At 72.8% G+C, this 13,371-nt stretch carries 14 protein-coding genes; 2 read left to right on the forward strand and 12 right to left on the reverse strand.

The annotated features are described in order from the left end of the window. Positions 1 to 133 precede the first annotated feature (133 nt). A complete protein-coding gene (locus ABH941_RS13870; protein ID WP_370129328.1) occupies positions 134 to 892 on the forward strand; it encodes a thiol:disulfide interchange protein DsbA/DsbL in 759 nt (252 codons plus the stop codon). A 22-nt stretch (positions 893 to 914) separates the two neighbouring features. On the opposite strand, the gene ABH941_RS13875 is transcribed toward ABH941_RS13870, so the two are convergent. After that, on the reverse strand, positions 915 to 2,213 hold the full coding sequence (locus tag ABH941_RS13875) for a hypothetical protein (protein WP_370129330.1): 1,299 nt from the start codon (positions 2,211 to 2,213) through the stop codon (positions 915 to 917). 248 nt (positions 2,214 to 2,461) lie between these two features. On the opposite strand from ABH941_RS13875, the gene ABH941_RS13880 reads away from it, so the two are divergent. Further along, positions 2,462 to 3,109: a DedA family protein gene (locus ABH941_RS13880; RefSeq protein ID WP_370129331.1), complete on the forward strand. Its 648-nt coding sequence runs from the start codon at positions 2,462 to 2,464 to the stop codon at positions 3,107 to 3,109. Between the two features lie 35 nt (positions 3,110 to 3,144). Here ABH941_RS13880 and ung read toward each other — a convergent pair whose 3' ends face one another. The 11 genes from ung to ABH941_RS13935 form a co-directional block, all read right to left on the reverse strand. Further along, positions 3,145 to 3,828 carry a uracil-DNA glycosylase gene (ung, locus tag ABH941_RS13885; protein ID WP_370129332.1) on the reverse strand — a complete coding sequence of 228 codons (684 nt, stop codon included), beginning with the start codon at positions 3,826 to 3,828 and terminating at the stop codon, positions 3,145 to 3,147. Positions 3,829 to 3,921: 93 nt separating this feature from the next. After that, positions 3,922 to 4,683, reverse strand: coding sequence for a TetR/AcrR family transcriptional regulator (locus tag ABH941_RS13890; protein ID WP_370129333.1), 762 nt, complete (start codon positions 4,681 to 4,683; stop codon positions 3,922 to 3,924). Positions 4,684 to 4,762: 79 nt separating this feature from the next. Beyond that, complete coding sequence (locus ABH941_RS13895; RefSeq protein ID WP_370129335.1) at positions 4,763 to 5,491, reverse strand: class F sortase; 729 nt, start codon at positions 5,489 to 5,491, stop codon at positions 4,763 to 4,765. Beyond that, positions 5,484 to 6,158, reverse strand: coding sequence for a hypothetical protein (locus tag ABH941_RS13900; protein WP_370129337.1), 675 nt, complete (start codon positions 6,156 to 6,158; stop codon positions 5,484 to 5,486). The genes ABH941_RS13895 and ABH941_RS13900 overlap by 8 nt, the downstream gene beginning before the upstream one ends. Before the next feature lie 231 nt (positions 6,159 to 6,389). Next, positions 6,390 to 7,169, reverse strand: coding sequence for an HAD-IIA family hydrolase (locus ABH941_RS13905; protein WP_370129338.1), 780 nt, complete (start codon positions 7,167 to 7,169; stop codon positions 6,390 to 6,392). Between the two features lie 118 nt (positions 7,170 to 7,287). Continuing rightward, entirely contained in the window at positions 7,288 to 7,977 is a 690-nt protein-coding gene (locus ABH941_RS13910) for a phosphonatase-like hydrolase (RefSeq protein ID WP_370129339.1), read from the reverse strand. Then, a complete protein-coding gene (locus ABH941_RS13915; protein ID WP_370129341.1) occupies positions 7,977 to 9,098 on the reverse strand; it encodes a TIGR03364 family FAD-dependent oxidoreductase in 1,122 nt (373 codons plus the stop codon). The genes ABH941_RS13910 and ABH941_RS13915 overlap by 1 nt, the downstream gene beginning before the upstream one ends. A gap of 123 nt (positions 9,099 to 9,221) precedes the next feature. Then, positions 9,222 to 9,989 (reverse strand): GntR family transcriptional regulator, encoded by a 768-nt coding sequence (locus ABH941_RS13920; protein WP_370129343.1) that lies wholly within the window; start codon positions 9,987 to 9,989, stop codon positions 9,222 to 9,224. A gap of 37 nt (positions 9,990 to 10,026) precedes the next feature. Continuing rightward, positions 10,027 to 10,782, reverse strand: a complete 756-nt coding sequence (locus ABH941_RS13925) for a class E sortase (protein WP_370129344.1) — start codon at positions 10,780 to 10,782, stop codon at positions 10,027 to 10,029. A gap of 65 nt (positions 10,783 to 10,847) precedes the next feature. Then, positions 10,848 to 11,885 carry an adenosine deaminase gene (locus tag ABH941_RS13930; protein ID WP_370129346.1) on the reverse strand — a complete coding sequence of 346 codons (1,038 nt, stop codon included), beginning with the start codon at positions 11,883 to 11,885 and terminating at the stop codon, positions 10,848 to 10,850. A gap of 68 nt (positions 11,886 to 11,953) precedes the next feature. Continuing rightward, positions 11,954 to 13,318 (reverse strand): DUF445 domain-containing protein, encoded by a 1,365-nt coding sequence (locus tag ABH941_RS13935; RefSeq protein ID WP_370129347.1) that lies wholly within the window; start codon positions 13,316 to 13,318, stop codon positions 11,954 to 11,956. Between the last annotated feature and the right edge of the window lie 53 nt (positions 13,319 to 13,371).

Below are 13,371 nucleotides of genomic sequence, written 5' to 3' on the forward strand. Positions count from 1 at the left end.
CCGCATGCAGTCCGGATGCGGTCACCCGTACGAGCGGACGCGAACGGCGCAGCGCGCGCCCGTACGGGGGAAAGCGCCCGACGTGCCGCCGTGTCCGGCCGTGTCTCGCGCGGCGGATTGTCAGGGTGCGGGTATGACGACGTCCACGCCCCCCGCCATGCCCGTCCGCCGGCCCCGCTCGTCACGGCCCCGCTCGTCACGGCCCCACTCGTCAAGACGCCGCACCCCGCTGCTCCGTACCCTGGCCGCGCTCTGCGTCTCGGTCGCGCTCCTCGGGCTGCAGGCTCCGGCCGGGGCAACCGCCCGGACCGTCCCGGTCGCGGGCGTCCAGTACCAGCAGCTGGCCCACCCGGTGTCCGCCCCGCCGCGCGAGGTCGTCGAGGTCTTCTGGTTCAACTGCGCGCACTCCTACCAGCTGGCGCAGCCGCTGCGGGACTGGGCCGCGAGGCAGAACCCGCCGGTGACCGTCCGGCACATCCCGGCGGCGTGGCCGGACCAGCCGCTGGAAATGGCCTACGCCCGGCTCTACTACGCCCTCGACCGGCTAGGGCTGGAGGACCGGCTGGAGCAGGCGGTCTTCCACGCCGTCCGCGACGAGCACGAGGACCTGAGCCAGCCGGACGCCCTGAGCACCTGGGCGGACATGCAGGGCATCGACGCCCAGCAACTGCTGGCCGCCTGGAACTCGCCGGAGGTCCAGCAGGAGACCCAGGCGGCCCCGGCGCTCCGGGAGAAGTACGACGTGCACGAGATGCCGAGCGTGGTCGTCGGCGGCCGCTACCGCACCTCCCCGTTCATGGTTCCGGACGGGGTGGCCGGTACCGTCCCGACGGTCGACTACCTGTTCCAGCACTCCGTGGCCGAGGCGGCCGCTGCCGTCAAGAAGCACTGACCAGCGGCTGCAGGAGGGTGCGTCAGGCGAACTCGGCCAGCCGCGGGCGCACTCCGGCGACCACCAGCAGCAACCCGGCGCCCAGCAGCGCCGAGGGGATCGCGGTCCAGCCGTCGAGGTCGCCCGAGGCGGTGTCCACGCCGGTGTCGAAGCGGGCCGCCCGCGCATTCGCCAGGTCCTGCAGGTTGACACTGAAGTCGTAGTAGGCGAAGGCGACCTGACCACGCGTCACACCGGTCAGCTGGACCGCGGCCTGGTCCAGCCGACTGGCGTCGGCCAGCGAGCGCAGCAGCGTGTCGGAGGCCAGATAGGCGGCCTCGGTCCGGGTCACCCCGGGGGACCCGGCACCGGCGTCGCCGGCGGTCAGCGTGTGCAACTGCTGCGCGAGGCCGCCGAACCGGGCGGCGAGCGAGGGACGGTAGGCGGTGTCGACCAGCCAGCGGCTCTGCGACGCCTCCGCGTCTGCGGCGGCCACCTGCGCCTTTGCCACCGTCGAACCGGGCGCATAGCCCTGCCGCACGGCGGAGTCCGTCGCGGAGGCCGCGCCCAGCAGCGCCGAGCCGCCCGCGACCACCACGGACAGCACCGCCGCCGTCGCCAGCAGCAGTGCCGGATTGAACAACCGCCGGTGCCGGCGGCTGAGGTCGAGCTGCCACCAGACCAGCAGCACCAGGGCCAGTACCCCCACCGCGCCCAGCAGCAGCGCGCCCCGGCGTGCGTCGCCGACAGCCGTGCCCCGGTCCGAGCCGACCTGCTGGTCCGCGGCGGTGAGCAGGGCCTGCACATGCGGCAGCAGCGACTGCTGGAGCAGCCCCTCGGCCTGGTCGTAGTAGTCCAGCGCGAGATCCGGCGGACGGCCGACGACCGGATCCTGCTGGCTGGTCGCGGAGAACTCCTCGGTCCCGCTCAGGGCGTCATAGGTCCCGAGCGAGTCCAGCAGGGCCTGGACGTCCGCCTGCCCCTGGCCGCCGGCGGCGGCGAGCGCGGCCAGGTCGTGACCGACCTGCCTGCGGTCCGCCTGAGCGGTGAGGGCGGCCAGCACCCCGTCGTCGACCAGCACCGGCGCCTGGCCGGGCGCGGCCGGGGCCGAGGAGTAGCCGACCACCAGCGAGTCGGCGTGCTGGGCGTCCAGATCCGCGAGGGTCCGGTAAAGATCGGCGGCCGCGGCGGCACGCGGTTCGGAGACCGCCGCGAGCCGGCGCAGGTCGGCCCTGGCGGCGGCGAAGGAGACCAGCGCGGCGGCGAGCAGCGCTGCGGTCAGCAGCAGGGCGGCGGCGGCCTGGAGACGCAGTCGCAGCACCGGGGCGGCGGTCTTGGTCACCCTTCGAACGTAGGTAGCCCGGACGACTGCCGGGGGCCCGGGAGTGGGACGCAGGGTGAACGCAGAGGCACAGCTGGTAGCGATTCTGGACGTGCGCCGGGGAGCTGGTAAGAGTCGTGTTACATGACTCACTGTGGGGCGGTTTCGGGTGTGATCATGGGACCGGCTAGCGTTGGCGACCGGTGGTAAAAAGCAACGATCCACTTCCCCCTGCGCACAACACGCGGACAACACCCTGAGGAGTCACCTTGAGCGAGGTCCTGGACCTTTTCGGCTCCTCGTGGTTCTTCATAGCGGCACTGCTGGCGGTGCTGTCCGACGCGTTCGTTCCGATCGTGCCCAGCGGCACCATGGTCATCGCCGCGACCCTGCAGGCCTCCGAGACCCACACCTCGCCGCTGCTGCTCGGCTTCGGCGTGGCCATCGCCTCCTTCTCGGGCGACCTGCTGCTGCTCCGGGTCGCCCGCCGCGGGGCCGCCTGGGCGCAGCGGCGCCTGGACCGCAGGCCCGGGGCGGCCGGCGCGGCGGCCTACCTGCTGGAGGCCCTGGAGACGCGCCGGGCCCGCACCATCGTCGCGGCCCGGTTCGTCCCCGGCGGCCGCTCCGTGCTCGACCTCGCGGTCGGCACCGCCCCGGCCCCGCCGCTGCGGTTCCTGCGCTGGTCCGCCGTCTCGGCGGCGGTCTGGGCGACCTACATAGTGGGCCTCGGCTACCTCAACGAGCACACCTTCGACACCAGTTGGCTGAGCTTCGCGGTCTCCTGCGCCGCCGCGACCACGATCAGCGCCGTGGTCGCCCGCATGGTGCAGCGTCAGCGCCGCAACGCCCGTGAGGCCGCGGCGCCGGCCGCCGACGCGGACGATCACTTGACGACGGCCCCCGTCGCCGTCAGCTGACCGACCCGACGCCCGCGCCCTGCGATCGACCGGTTCTACGCCGGCAGCCGCCAGTCGATCGGCGCCAGCCCAAGGTCGGCCAGGCCCTTGTCGATCTGCGAGAACGGGCGGCTGCCCAGGAACAGCTTGGCCGACAGCGGCGACGGGTGGGCACCCTGGACCACCACATGGCGACTGGTGTCGATCAGCGGCAGCTTCTTCTTGGCGTAGTTCCCCCACAGCACGAACACAGCAGGCTCCGCACGGTCGTTGACCGCCCGGATCACCGCGTCGGTGAACTGCTCCCAGCCCTTGCCCTTGTGCGAGTTGGCCTCGTGCGCGCGCACCGTCAGCACCGCGTTCAGCAACAGCACCCCCTGGTCCGCCCAGGCTTCCAGATTGCCGTGGGCCGGCGCCGGGATGCCCAGGTCGGCGTCCAGCTCCTTGTAGACGTTGCGCAGCGAGGGCGGGACCTTGACCCCGCGCTTCACCGAGAAGCACATCCCGTGCGCCTGGTTGTCGTCGTGGTACGGGTCCTGACCGAGCAGCAGCACCTTCACCCGGTCGTACGGGGTGTGCTCCAGCGCCGAGAACACCTCGCCGGCCGGCGGGAAGACCTGGTGCTCGGCCCGCTGCTGCGCCACGAACCCGGCGAGCTCGGCGAAGTACGGCTTCTCCGTCTCCTGCGCGAGCGCCCCCTGCCAGGACTCGGGCAGCACGAACTCATTGACTGACGACATGACGGATTTCCCTCCGAGGTGTACGGCCGACGTGCACCTGCACCGTACCGGGCCGCACTGACACTCCCCGAACCTCCGGACTGGCACAGCCCGTTACTGCTCGGCCCGGAGCCGCTCCAGCCCCACCGCGACCCCGTCCAGGACGCGGTCCAGGCCCCAGAGGAAGGTCCGGTCGGGGTCCGGGTCGTGGTCCGCCAGGGCGACGAAGCGGGCCAGCAGGGGGTGTTGTCCGGCGGCCAGGACGTCCGTCAGATAGGGGCCGACGCTGCGGCGGTAGCGGTCCTCGTCCAGGCCGGTGCGGCGGGCCACCTCGGTCTCGGCGATCTCGGTGAGCACCACGCCGCGGACGTAGCCGATCACCGTCGCGGTCAGGCCCGACATCGCGGCGATGGTCAGGCCGAGGCCGTCCAGGACGCCGAGCAGGCACTCGCTCCGGCGCAGGTTGTTGGGGCCCAGCGGGGGCCTGCTCGCGACGATGGGCAGCACCCAGGGGTGACGCAGTATCAGCCGGCGGTAGTCGACCGCGATCCGGCGCAGGTCCGTGCGCCACTCCCCGGTCAGCGGGCCGCTGGGGCCGTCCTCGCCCATGACCTGGTCGGCCATCAGGTCGAGCAGGTCATCCTTGGTCTCGACATAGCGGTACAGCGACATGGTCCCGACGCCCAGCTCGGCGGCGATCCGGCGCATCGAGACGGCGTCCACCCCTTCGGCGTCGGCCAGGGCGACGGCGGCGGTGACGATGGCGTCCACGCTCAGCGAGGGCTGCGGGCCCCGGCCGCCGGAACGCGGGCGGGCCCACACCGGCGGTCGCGGCTGCGCCGACTGCCCCGCGGACCCCACCTCGTGGGCTGCCACCGACGGCCTCCTCGGCTGTCCCGCTCCCGTCCCGTTCAGGGGAGTCGCGTACATGGTACGCAGATGCCGGCCCAAGGGCCTAGGCCGCGCGTACCCCGCTGAGGTGCGCATACAGCACCACATTGCCGGTGTACTCGGCGTGCTTGCGGTCGTAGCTCCCGCCGCAGGTGATGATCCGCAGCTGGGCGTCCTTCGCCGGGGCGTAGACCTGCGCGGAGGGGAACGAGGCCTTGGGGTATGCCTGCACCCGGTCCACCGTGAACAGAGCGGTGCTGCCGTCCAGCCGGGCCACCTCGACCGGCGCCCCCGGCTTCACCGCCGACAGGTTCCAGAACACGGCCGGGCCGGTCCGGGTGTCGACATGGCCGACCAGGACGGCCGTGCCGGCCTCGCCCGGCGTCGCCGAGTCGCGCAGCCAGCCGGCCGTCCTCGGCTGCGAGAACGGCGGCAGCTCGGGCTGTCCCTTGCCGTCCATGCCGAGACCCAACAGCGGCGCGGTCAGCCGGATGCTGGGCAGGGCCAGCTGGATCGGGGTGGAGCGCGACAGCGCCCCGTGCACGCCTGCGGAGGGCGCCGACGCCGAGGGCCGGGAGGTGGGCCGGACGGCGTCCGAGGCCGTACCGCGCGCGCTCACCGCGACCGCGTCGGCCCCGACCGCACCGACGACCCCGCGGGCCGGCGCGCCGACGCCCAGCGCCGCACCGCCGACGGACACCGCGACCAGACCGGTGGACAGGATCGCCAGCGCGCCCAGCACCCGCGGGCGTGAGAGCCGCGAGAGCACGGCCGGGCTCCGGAGCTCAACCACGGTGGCCCACGCCCCGGCGTGCGGCCAGCGCCCTGCGGCGCAGCAGCTCCAACGCGCCCAGCGCGGCCGCGCCGGTGACCGCGAGCGCGCCGCGCCCGGTCGCACTGCCCAGCGCGTCGCTCCCGGCCAGGTCGCGGCCGGCACCCCAGCCGCCGCCGGTGTCCAGCGCGCCGATCCGCACCACCGTGACCGTCCCGACCGCGACCGACGTGCCGCTGCACTGCTCGGTCACCGGGTGCGACCCGGGCTTGGCGTCCTTGGCGATCACTGCCTCGGCGAACAGCCCGCCGTCGGCGGCGAGCCCGAGCTTCACCGGCGCCGCGAAGGCCGTCGAGGTGACCGTCCCGGTGGTGGTGCCGCCGCAGTCAGCGAAGGTGCGGACATCGACCGATCCGCCCGGACGGGTGAGCGCCGGGGAGACGGTGACCACGTCGAGGGCGCGCAGCACCCCCCGGGGAACGGCCACCACGGAGCTGTTGGTCGTGGTCAGCACGGTGCTCCGGGCGGCCCTGTCGCCGGACGACGGCACGCCCGCGCCCGGGTTGCCCGAGCCCGTGCCGGTGTTGCCGAACGGTGCGGCCGCCGCCGGGGCCGCGGTCTGCACGGCGAGCAGCAGCGCGAACGCGGCCACGGCCGCCCCAGCCGAGGCGGTTCGGAGCTTCGCCATCAGGATTCCTCTCACTTCACACGTCCGGGCACCGGAACTGACGCCCCGGCAATTCACCCATATCAATGCAAAATATGACGAACGATTTCCGGACGTGGAAGGATCTGCGCCATCTGACACACCGTCGGCACCCCAACGGATGACTGCAGCGGCCATTCGGACGCAGAGCAGGCCCCCGACCATCGGTCGGGGGCCTGCAGAAGACAGCAGCTCGGAACGTGCCCGGAGCCCTCAGATCTCGTCGATCAGCTCCGCGACCGACTTCACCACACGGGACGGCCGGTACGGGTAGCGCTCGACCTCGGACTGCTGGGTCAGGCCGGACAGCACCAGCACCGTGCGCAGACCGGCCTCCATGCCCGACTTGATGTCGGTGTCCATCCGGTCGCCGATCATGACCGTCGACTCCGAGTGCGCGTTCAGCGCGTTCAGCGCCTCACGCATCATCAGCGGGTTGGGCTTGCCGACGAAGTAGGGGTCCACCCCGGTGGCCTTGGTGATCAGCGCGGCCACCGAGCCCGTCGCCGGGAGCACACCCTCCGGGGAGGGGCCGGTCTCGTCCGGGTTGGTGCAGATGAACCTGGCCCCGGCGCTGATCAGCCGGATCGCCTTGGTCAGCGCCTCGAAGGAATAGGTCCGGGTCTCCCCGAGCACCACGTAGTCGGGGTTGCTGTCCGTCAGCACATAGCCGATCTGGTGCAGCGCCGTGGTCAGGCCGGCCTCGCCGATGACATAGGCGGTGCCGCCGGGGCGCTGGCCGTCCAGGAACTTGGCGGTGGCCAGGGCCGAGGTCCAGATCGCCTCCTCCGGCACGTCCAGACCCATCCCGGCGAGCCGCGCGTGCAGGTCACGGGGGGTGTAGATGGAGTTGTTGGTGAGCACCAGGAAGGGCTTGCCCGACTCCCGCAGACGGTTGATGAACTCGTCCGCCCCGGGGATGATCGTGCCCTCGTGGACCAGGACGCCGTCCATGTCCGTCAGCCAGGACTCGACCGGCTTGGATTCCGCCACGTCTTTCATCTCCAGTTCCAGTAGCACTCGGCTGCCCCGACGATCTCCAGCGTAGTGGGGAACGGCCGTGCGAGGCCCATGCGTCCCGCCTGCCGGGACACCTCCGCCAGGGGGTCCGCTATCGGGACAGCAGCAGCCCCGGCAGTTCGGCCACCGAGCCCAGCACCTCCGTCGCCCCGTCCGCGCGCAGCCGCTCGGCGTCGTGCGCCCCGGTCAGCACCCCGGCCACCACGCCGGCCCCGGCGGACGCACCGCAGCGCATGTCGTAGCCGGTGTCGCCGACCACGGCCAGCTCCCTGACGTCGTCGGCGGCATGCGTCCGCAGCAGCGCCGCCAGTGCCAGATCCGGGTACGGGCGGCCGCGGCCGCCCGCGTCGGCCGGGCACAGCGCCAGGTCGACCAGGTCCTGCCAGCCCAGCGCGCCGATGATGCGCTGCTGGGTGGATCCGGAGAAGCCGGTGGTCAGCACCACCGTCAGACCGGCCTTGCGCAGTTCACGGATGGCGTCCTCGGCGCCGGGCAGCGGCGCGCAGTGGCCCGCGTCGACCAGCCCGTCGTAGGCCCGCTCGAAGGCCCGGTTGGCCTGCTGCGCCTGCTCCTCCGCGGCGAACAGGTGCCGGAACACCGAGATCTTGCTCTCGCCCATGGTGGTGCGGACGTACTCCAGCATCGCGTCGTGTCGCGGGCCGGCCGGGTCCACCCCGAGGTCCAGCGCCGCCGCCTCGAACGCCTGCTCCACCAGCCCGCCGTCGGCGACCGTGGTCCCGGCCATGTCCAGCACCACCAGCCTGATACGCGCCGTACCCATCACAGCCCCATCTCGTCCGCTGTCGCCTCACCGATCGCCGGCGACCCCGTCATCCCGCGCCCGCCCGGACCGGTCACCAGCCAGACGCCCTCACGCACCCGCTCCCGGTGCACCACCAGAGCCGGGTCCAGGCACTGCGCGTACACGCCGGCCCAACGACGGCGGATCCTCGGCAGCGGCCGCCCCAACAGGCTGCCGGCGAGCTCCGCCAGATAGGCGTACGGGTCCTCGACCACGTCGAAGCCGAAGGGCTGGTCGTACTCGTGGGTGTCGCCGATCGTCAGCGTGCCGTCCGCGCGCTGCACCATCAGCAGCTGCATCCGGTGCTCGGCCGCGGTCGGGTGCTGCGGCTGGGCGGCGTTCAGCGCGTCCAGCGCGCCCCCGGCGTAGGCGGGGTAGTAGCGGAAGCTGTCGCCGTCGGCGACCGAGGTGGTCAGCTCCTCGCCCAGCGATTCGGTCTGCATCATCTGCAGCCGGACCCGGCGCACCGGCAGCTCCGGCGCCAGCTCGCGGACCAGCCCGCCCAGCCAGGCCCCGGTGCAGAGCACCACCGCGTCACCGCTGTGCAGCTCGCCCCGGTCGTCGCGGACCGAGCGCTCGCCCACCACCTCGCGGACCTCGCGGCCGCCCAGGAAGGTGTAGCGGCCGGAGTCGCGCAGCCGATCCTGCAGCGCCCGCTGGGTCACCCGGGGCTCGACCTGCGCGTCCTGCGGACTCCACAGCGCGCCCAGGAACTCCCCGCGCAGGGCGGGGTTGGCCTTGCGGGTCTCCGTCTCGTCCAGCAGCTCCCAGCCGCGCCGCCCGGCGTCGTGCCGGGCCGCGACCTCGGCGGCCACCGCCCGCTCGGCCCCGGTGCGCAGCACGGTGAGCGAACCGCTGGCCCGGAACCCCACCCCTGGCACCTCGGCGCCGATCTCCTCCCACAGCTGACGTGCCCTCAGGGCGGTGTCCAGGTCCGGGCCTTCGGCACGCCCGCCGACCCAGACCAGCCCGAAGTTGCGGACCGAGGCGCCGCGCGCCTGCTGCTCCCGCTCCAGGTGGACGACTTGGTGTCCGCGCCGGACGGCATGCCAGGCATGCATGGTCCCGAGCGCTCCTGCTCCTACGACGATGACTCTCACGGGTCCGACCTTCGATCCTCTGGATGATGCGCCGGGATTTCCTCGGTGAAGCAAGCATGAACAAGAGGGCACGTTTGGCCTAGACCCGTTATCAATACGTGATCAACCTTCCCCGGGCTCCCCCTACTCCCCCGCGCTCAGCTCGGCCGAGAAGCTGAACCGGTCCCCCCGGTAGAGCGTCCGCACCCGCTCGAAGGGGTGCCCGGACTCGTCCCAGCTGCTGCGGTGCAGCAGCAGCATCGGCAGGGCCGGCGGCGTGCCGATCAGCAGCGCCTCCCTCGGCGTGGCCAGTACCGTCTCGATCCGCTCCCGGCCGCCCCCGGCCACCAGGCCGCAGGACTCCTTGGCGTAGCGGTAGAACGACGACACCGGGTCGAAGTCGTCGGCGAGGCCGGGCAGTATCGCCACCGGCGCATAGGTGCTCTCCAGGCCGACCCGCTCCTCGTCCGCCAGCAGCACCCGCTCCAGGTGCCACACCTGGTCGCCCTCGGCGACGCCCAGCTCGGCGGCCACCTCACCCTCGGCGGCGAAGCGCTCCAGCGCGATCAGCCGACGCCCCGGCAGCCGCCCCTGGCGGCGGACGCCCTCGGTGTAGCTCGACAGCGACAGCGGCTGCTCGATCTTCGGCCCGGCCACCACCGTGCCGCGCCCCTGCCTGCGGACCCGCCCCTCCAGCAGCAGCTCGCGCAGGGCGAGCCGCAGGGTCTCCCGGGCGACGCCGCAGCGCTCGGCCAGCTCCCGCTCGGTCGGCAGCAGGCCGCCCTCGCCCAGCTCCGCCAGCAGCGCGGTCAACTGGGCTTTCGCGGCATAGTACTTGGGCATCCGCCCGTGCTCGGGCACGCCCTCCCGGACGGGGGCGCTGAGCAGACGGGGGGAAGAGTGGCCGTTCATTCCGTCACCGTACAGCGGCCACCTGCCGCCACGGCGGCTACGCGGTCCGCGCCTGCCGGCCGACCAGGTGCCCCCAGGCGATCATCCGGTAGAGCGAGGTGAACGCCGGGGTGCAGGTCGTCAGCGTCAGATAGCGGCCCGGGGCCGTGTAGCCGTAGCGCGCGCCGGGGTGCAGCGAACTGTGCGGCACCGCGGCGATGGTGTCCACATCGCTCTGCGAGGTCTCCGGCAGGATCGAGTCGATCCGGTAGAAGTAGGTCCAGCCCTCGGTCTCGACGATCACCACGTCGCCGATGCTCAGCCGTTCGAGGTGGCGGAACGGCTCGCCATGCGTGTTGCGGTGCCCGGCGACGGCGAAGTTGCCGGGCTGTCCCGGCATCGCCGTGCCCGGGTAGTGGCCGATGTAGCCGTGGTTGAGCACGGCGTGCTTGTCGACGCCCTCGGCGACCGGGAAGACGATGCCGAGCGAGGGGATGCGGATCACCGCGAAGGCGCTCAGATCCCGGCTCATGCTGTCGATACCGCTCCCGCTGGCACCGCCCACCTGGAGTGGCGCCGGCTTGGCCGGAACCGCGGCAGCGCCCTTGGACCCGGCCGCGGCGGTCCCGGGCGAGGCGGACGCCCGGGCCCGGGCGTCCGCCTGCCACTGCCGTTCCAGACCGGCGACGGCGGAGCTGGCGCTAGCGTCGGCGGACTGGTTGGTCCACCACAGCTCATAGGCGGCGAGCAGCACCACGACCAGGCCGAAGGTGATCGCCAGCTCGCCGAAGCCGATCAGCAGCCGCCGCAGCACCCGACCTCACCACCCCACATACCGCCTCCCGCACATCAGCTGACGACCCGTCAGCCCACGGCAGGCTACCCCCGCTGCGGCCGGCCCGCCAGATACCCGTCGATCTCCCCGATCAGCGCCCGCTTGCCGGAGTCGTCCAGGAACGAGGCCCGCACGGCCTGTCGGGCCAGCTCGGCCACCCCGCCCTCGTCCAGGCCGAGCAGCCCGGCCGCGACGACGTACTCGCGGTCGATGTCGGTGCCGAACATCGGCGGGTCGTCGCTGTTGACGGTGACGAACAGCCCCGCCTCGACCATCTGCTTGATCGGGTGGTCCTCGATCCGCTCCACCACCCGGGTGGCGATGTTGGAGGTCGGGCAGACCTCCAGCGGGATCCGGTGCTCGCCCAGATAGTCCACCAAGCGCGGGTCCTGCATCGACGAGGTGCCGTGGCCGATCCGCTCGGCGCCGAGGAAGCGCAGCGCGTCCCACACCGTCTCCGGCCCGGTGGCCTCGCCGGCGTGCGGGACGCTGTGCAGTCCGGCCGCCCGCGCCCGGTCGAAGTACGGCTGGAACTGCGGCCTGGGCACCCCGATCTCCGGGCCGCCCAGGCCGAAGCTCACCAGCCCCTCGGGCCGCAGGTCCAGCGCCAGCCGCTCGGTGATCTCGGCGGACTCCAGGCCGGCCTCGCCGGGGATGTCGAAGCACCAGCGCAGCACCACGCCGAGCTCCGCCTCGGCGGCCTTGCGGGCGTCCTCGATGGCCTCCATGAACGCCTCGCCCGGGATGCCGCGCCGCACCGAGCTGTACGGAGTGACCGTCAGCTCCGCGTACCGGACCTGACGCCGTGCCAGCTCCTCGGCCACGCCGTAGGTCAGCGACCGGACGTCCTCGGCGTCCCTGACCAGGTCCACGACCGACAGGTACACCTGGATGAAGTGCGCGAAGTCGGTGAACTCGAAGTACTTCGCCAGCGCCTCCGGATCGGCCGGCACCGCCGTCTTCCCCTCATACCGCGCAGCCAGCCCGGCCACCACGGCCTGCGAGGCCGAGCCCACATGGTGCACATGCAGCTCCGCCTTGGGCAGCCCGGCCACGAACGCCTCGATACCTGTCCCAGCCACTGCCCTGCTCCTTCGCGTGTCGCCTGCTCGTCCGGCCTGCTCGTCCCGCCACCCTCTCACGGCGGCACTCAGACCAGCGTGGACACCGTGTGGATCAGCAGTCCGGCGGCCGCGCCCACGACCGTGCCGTTGATCCGGATGAACTGCAGGTCGCGGCCGACATTGGCCTCGATCTTGCGGGAGGCCTCGTCGGCGTCCCAGCCGGCGACGGTGTCGGAGATCAGCGAGGTGATCTCGCCGCGGTAGGTGTCGACGACGTACTCGGCCGCGTCCTCCAGCCAGCCGTCCAGCTTGGCCTGCATCCTGGCGTCGGTGGCCAGCCGCCGGCCGAAGCTGCGGATGCCGTCGCGGAGCCGGATCCGCAGCTGGCTGTCCTCGTCCTCGGCGGCCTCCAGCACCATCGCCCGGACCGCGGCCCAGGCGGAGGCGATCAGGTCCTGCACCTCGGAGCGCGCCAGCAGGTCGGCCTTGGCCCGCTCGACCCGGGCGATGGTGTCGGGGTCGGTGCGCAGTTCCTTGGCGAAGTCCTCCAGGAAGCTGTCGACCGCGCCGCGCGCCGCGTGGTCGGGGTTGTCGCGCACGTCCACGGCGAAACGCAGCAGCTCGCGGTAGACCCGGACGCCGATCTTGTTGTCGATGAACTTGGGCGTCCAGCCCGGAGCCTCCTCGGAGATCGTCCGGATCACCTGGTCGCTGTGTTCCTCCAGCCAGTCGTGGGCCCGCACCACGCACAGGTCCACCACGCCCTTGTGCCCGCCCTCGGCCAGGATCCGGGCCAGCATCGCGCCTATCGGCTGGGCGATCTGCTGCGCCGCCGCACGCCGGGTCACCGCCTCGCCGACCACCGCCTGGACGTCCTCGTCGCGCAGCACCGCCAGCGCCCCGCGCAGCGCGGCGGACGCCTCCCGGGTGACCCGCTCGGCGCTGCCGGGCGCCGACAGCCACTCACCGAGCCGGCGTCCCACGCCCAGCCCGCGCAGCCGGCCCCGGACCACCTCCACCGAGAGGAAGTTCTCGCCGACGAACTGACCCAGGCTCCGTCCGAAGACGTCCTTCTTGGTGGGGATGATCGCGGTGTGCGGAATGGGCAGCCCCAGCGGGTGCCGGAACAGCGCGGTGACGGCGAACCAGTCGGCGAGCGCGCCGACCATCCCGGCCTCGGCCGCCGCCTGCACGTAGCCGGCCCACGAGCCCGCCCCGGTGTGGATGGCCCAGCTGGTCAGGATGTAGATGATGGTCGCCACGACCAGGAAGCCGGTGGCGATGGTCTTCATCCGCCGCACACCGCGCTGCTTGGCCTCGTCGGAGGCGGTGTACCGCACCCCCAGGCCGACCGGCAAGGCCACGGCCGAAGCGGTGGCCCCCGCCGGCGCCCCGACCGGCCCCGTCGCTTCGCCCAAGCGGACGGCATCGGTTTCCTCGACTCGTTTCATTCAACTTCTCCTGGCCGGGTCCGGTCGGCGGTGCCCCGCCAGCTGGGGGTCTC

It is taken from the genome of Streptacidiphilus sp. EB103A, assembly GCF_041261405.1.
Lineage (GTDB): Bacteria > Actinomycetota > Actinomycetes > Streptomycetales > Streptomycetaceae > Streptacidiphilus.

Bases quoted from the DNA above. Each gene is read 5' to 3' on its own strand.
- ABH941_RS13870 (WP_370129328.1), top strand. From the start codon at position 134: ATGACGACGTCCACGCCCCCCGCCATGCCCGTCCGCCGGCCCCGCTCG.
- ung (WP_370129332.1), bottom strand. From the start codon at position 3,828: ATGTCGTCAGTCAATGAGTTCGTGCTGCCCGAGTCCTGGCAGGGGGCG.
- ABH941_RS13900 (WP_370129337.1), bottom strand. From the start codon at position 6,158: ATGGCGAAGCTCCGAACCGCCTCGGCTGGGGCGGCCGTGGCCGCGTTC.
- ABH941_RS13910 (WP_370129339.1), bottom strand. From the start codon at position 7,977: ATGGGTACGGCGCGTATCAGGCTGGTGGTGCTGGACATGGCCGGGACC.
- ABH941_RS13920 (WP_370129343.1), bottom strand. From the start codon at position 9,989: ATGAACGGCCACTCTTCCCCCCGTCTGCTCAGCGCCCCCGTCCGGGAG.
- ABH941_RS13935 (WP_370129347.1), bottom strand. From the start codon at position 13,318: ATGAAACGAGTCGAGGAAACCGATGCCGTCCGCTTGGGCGAAGCGACG.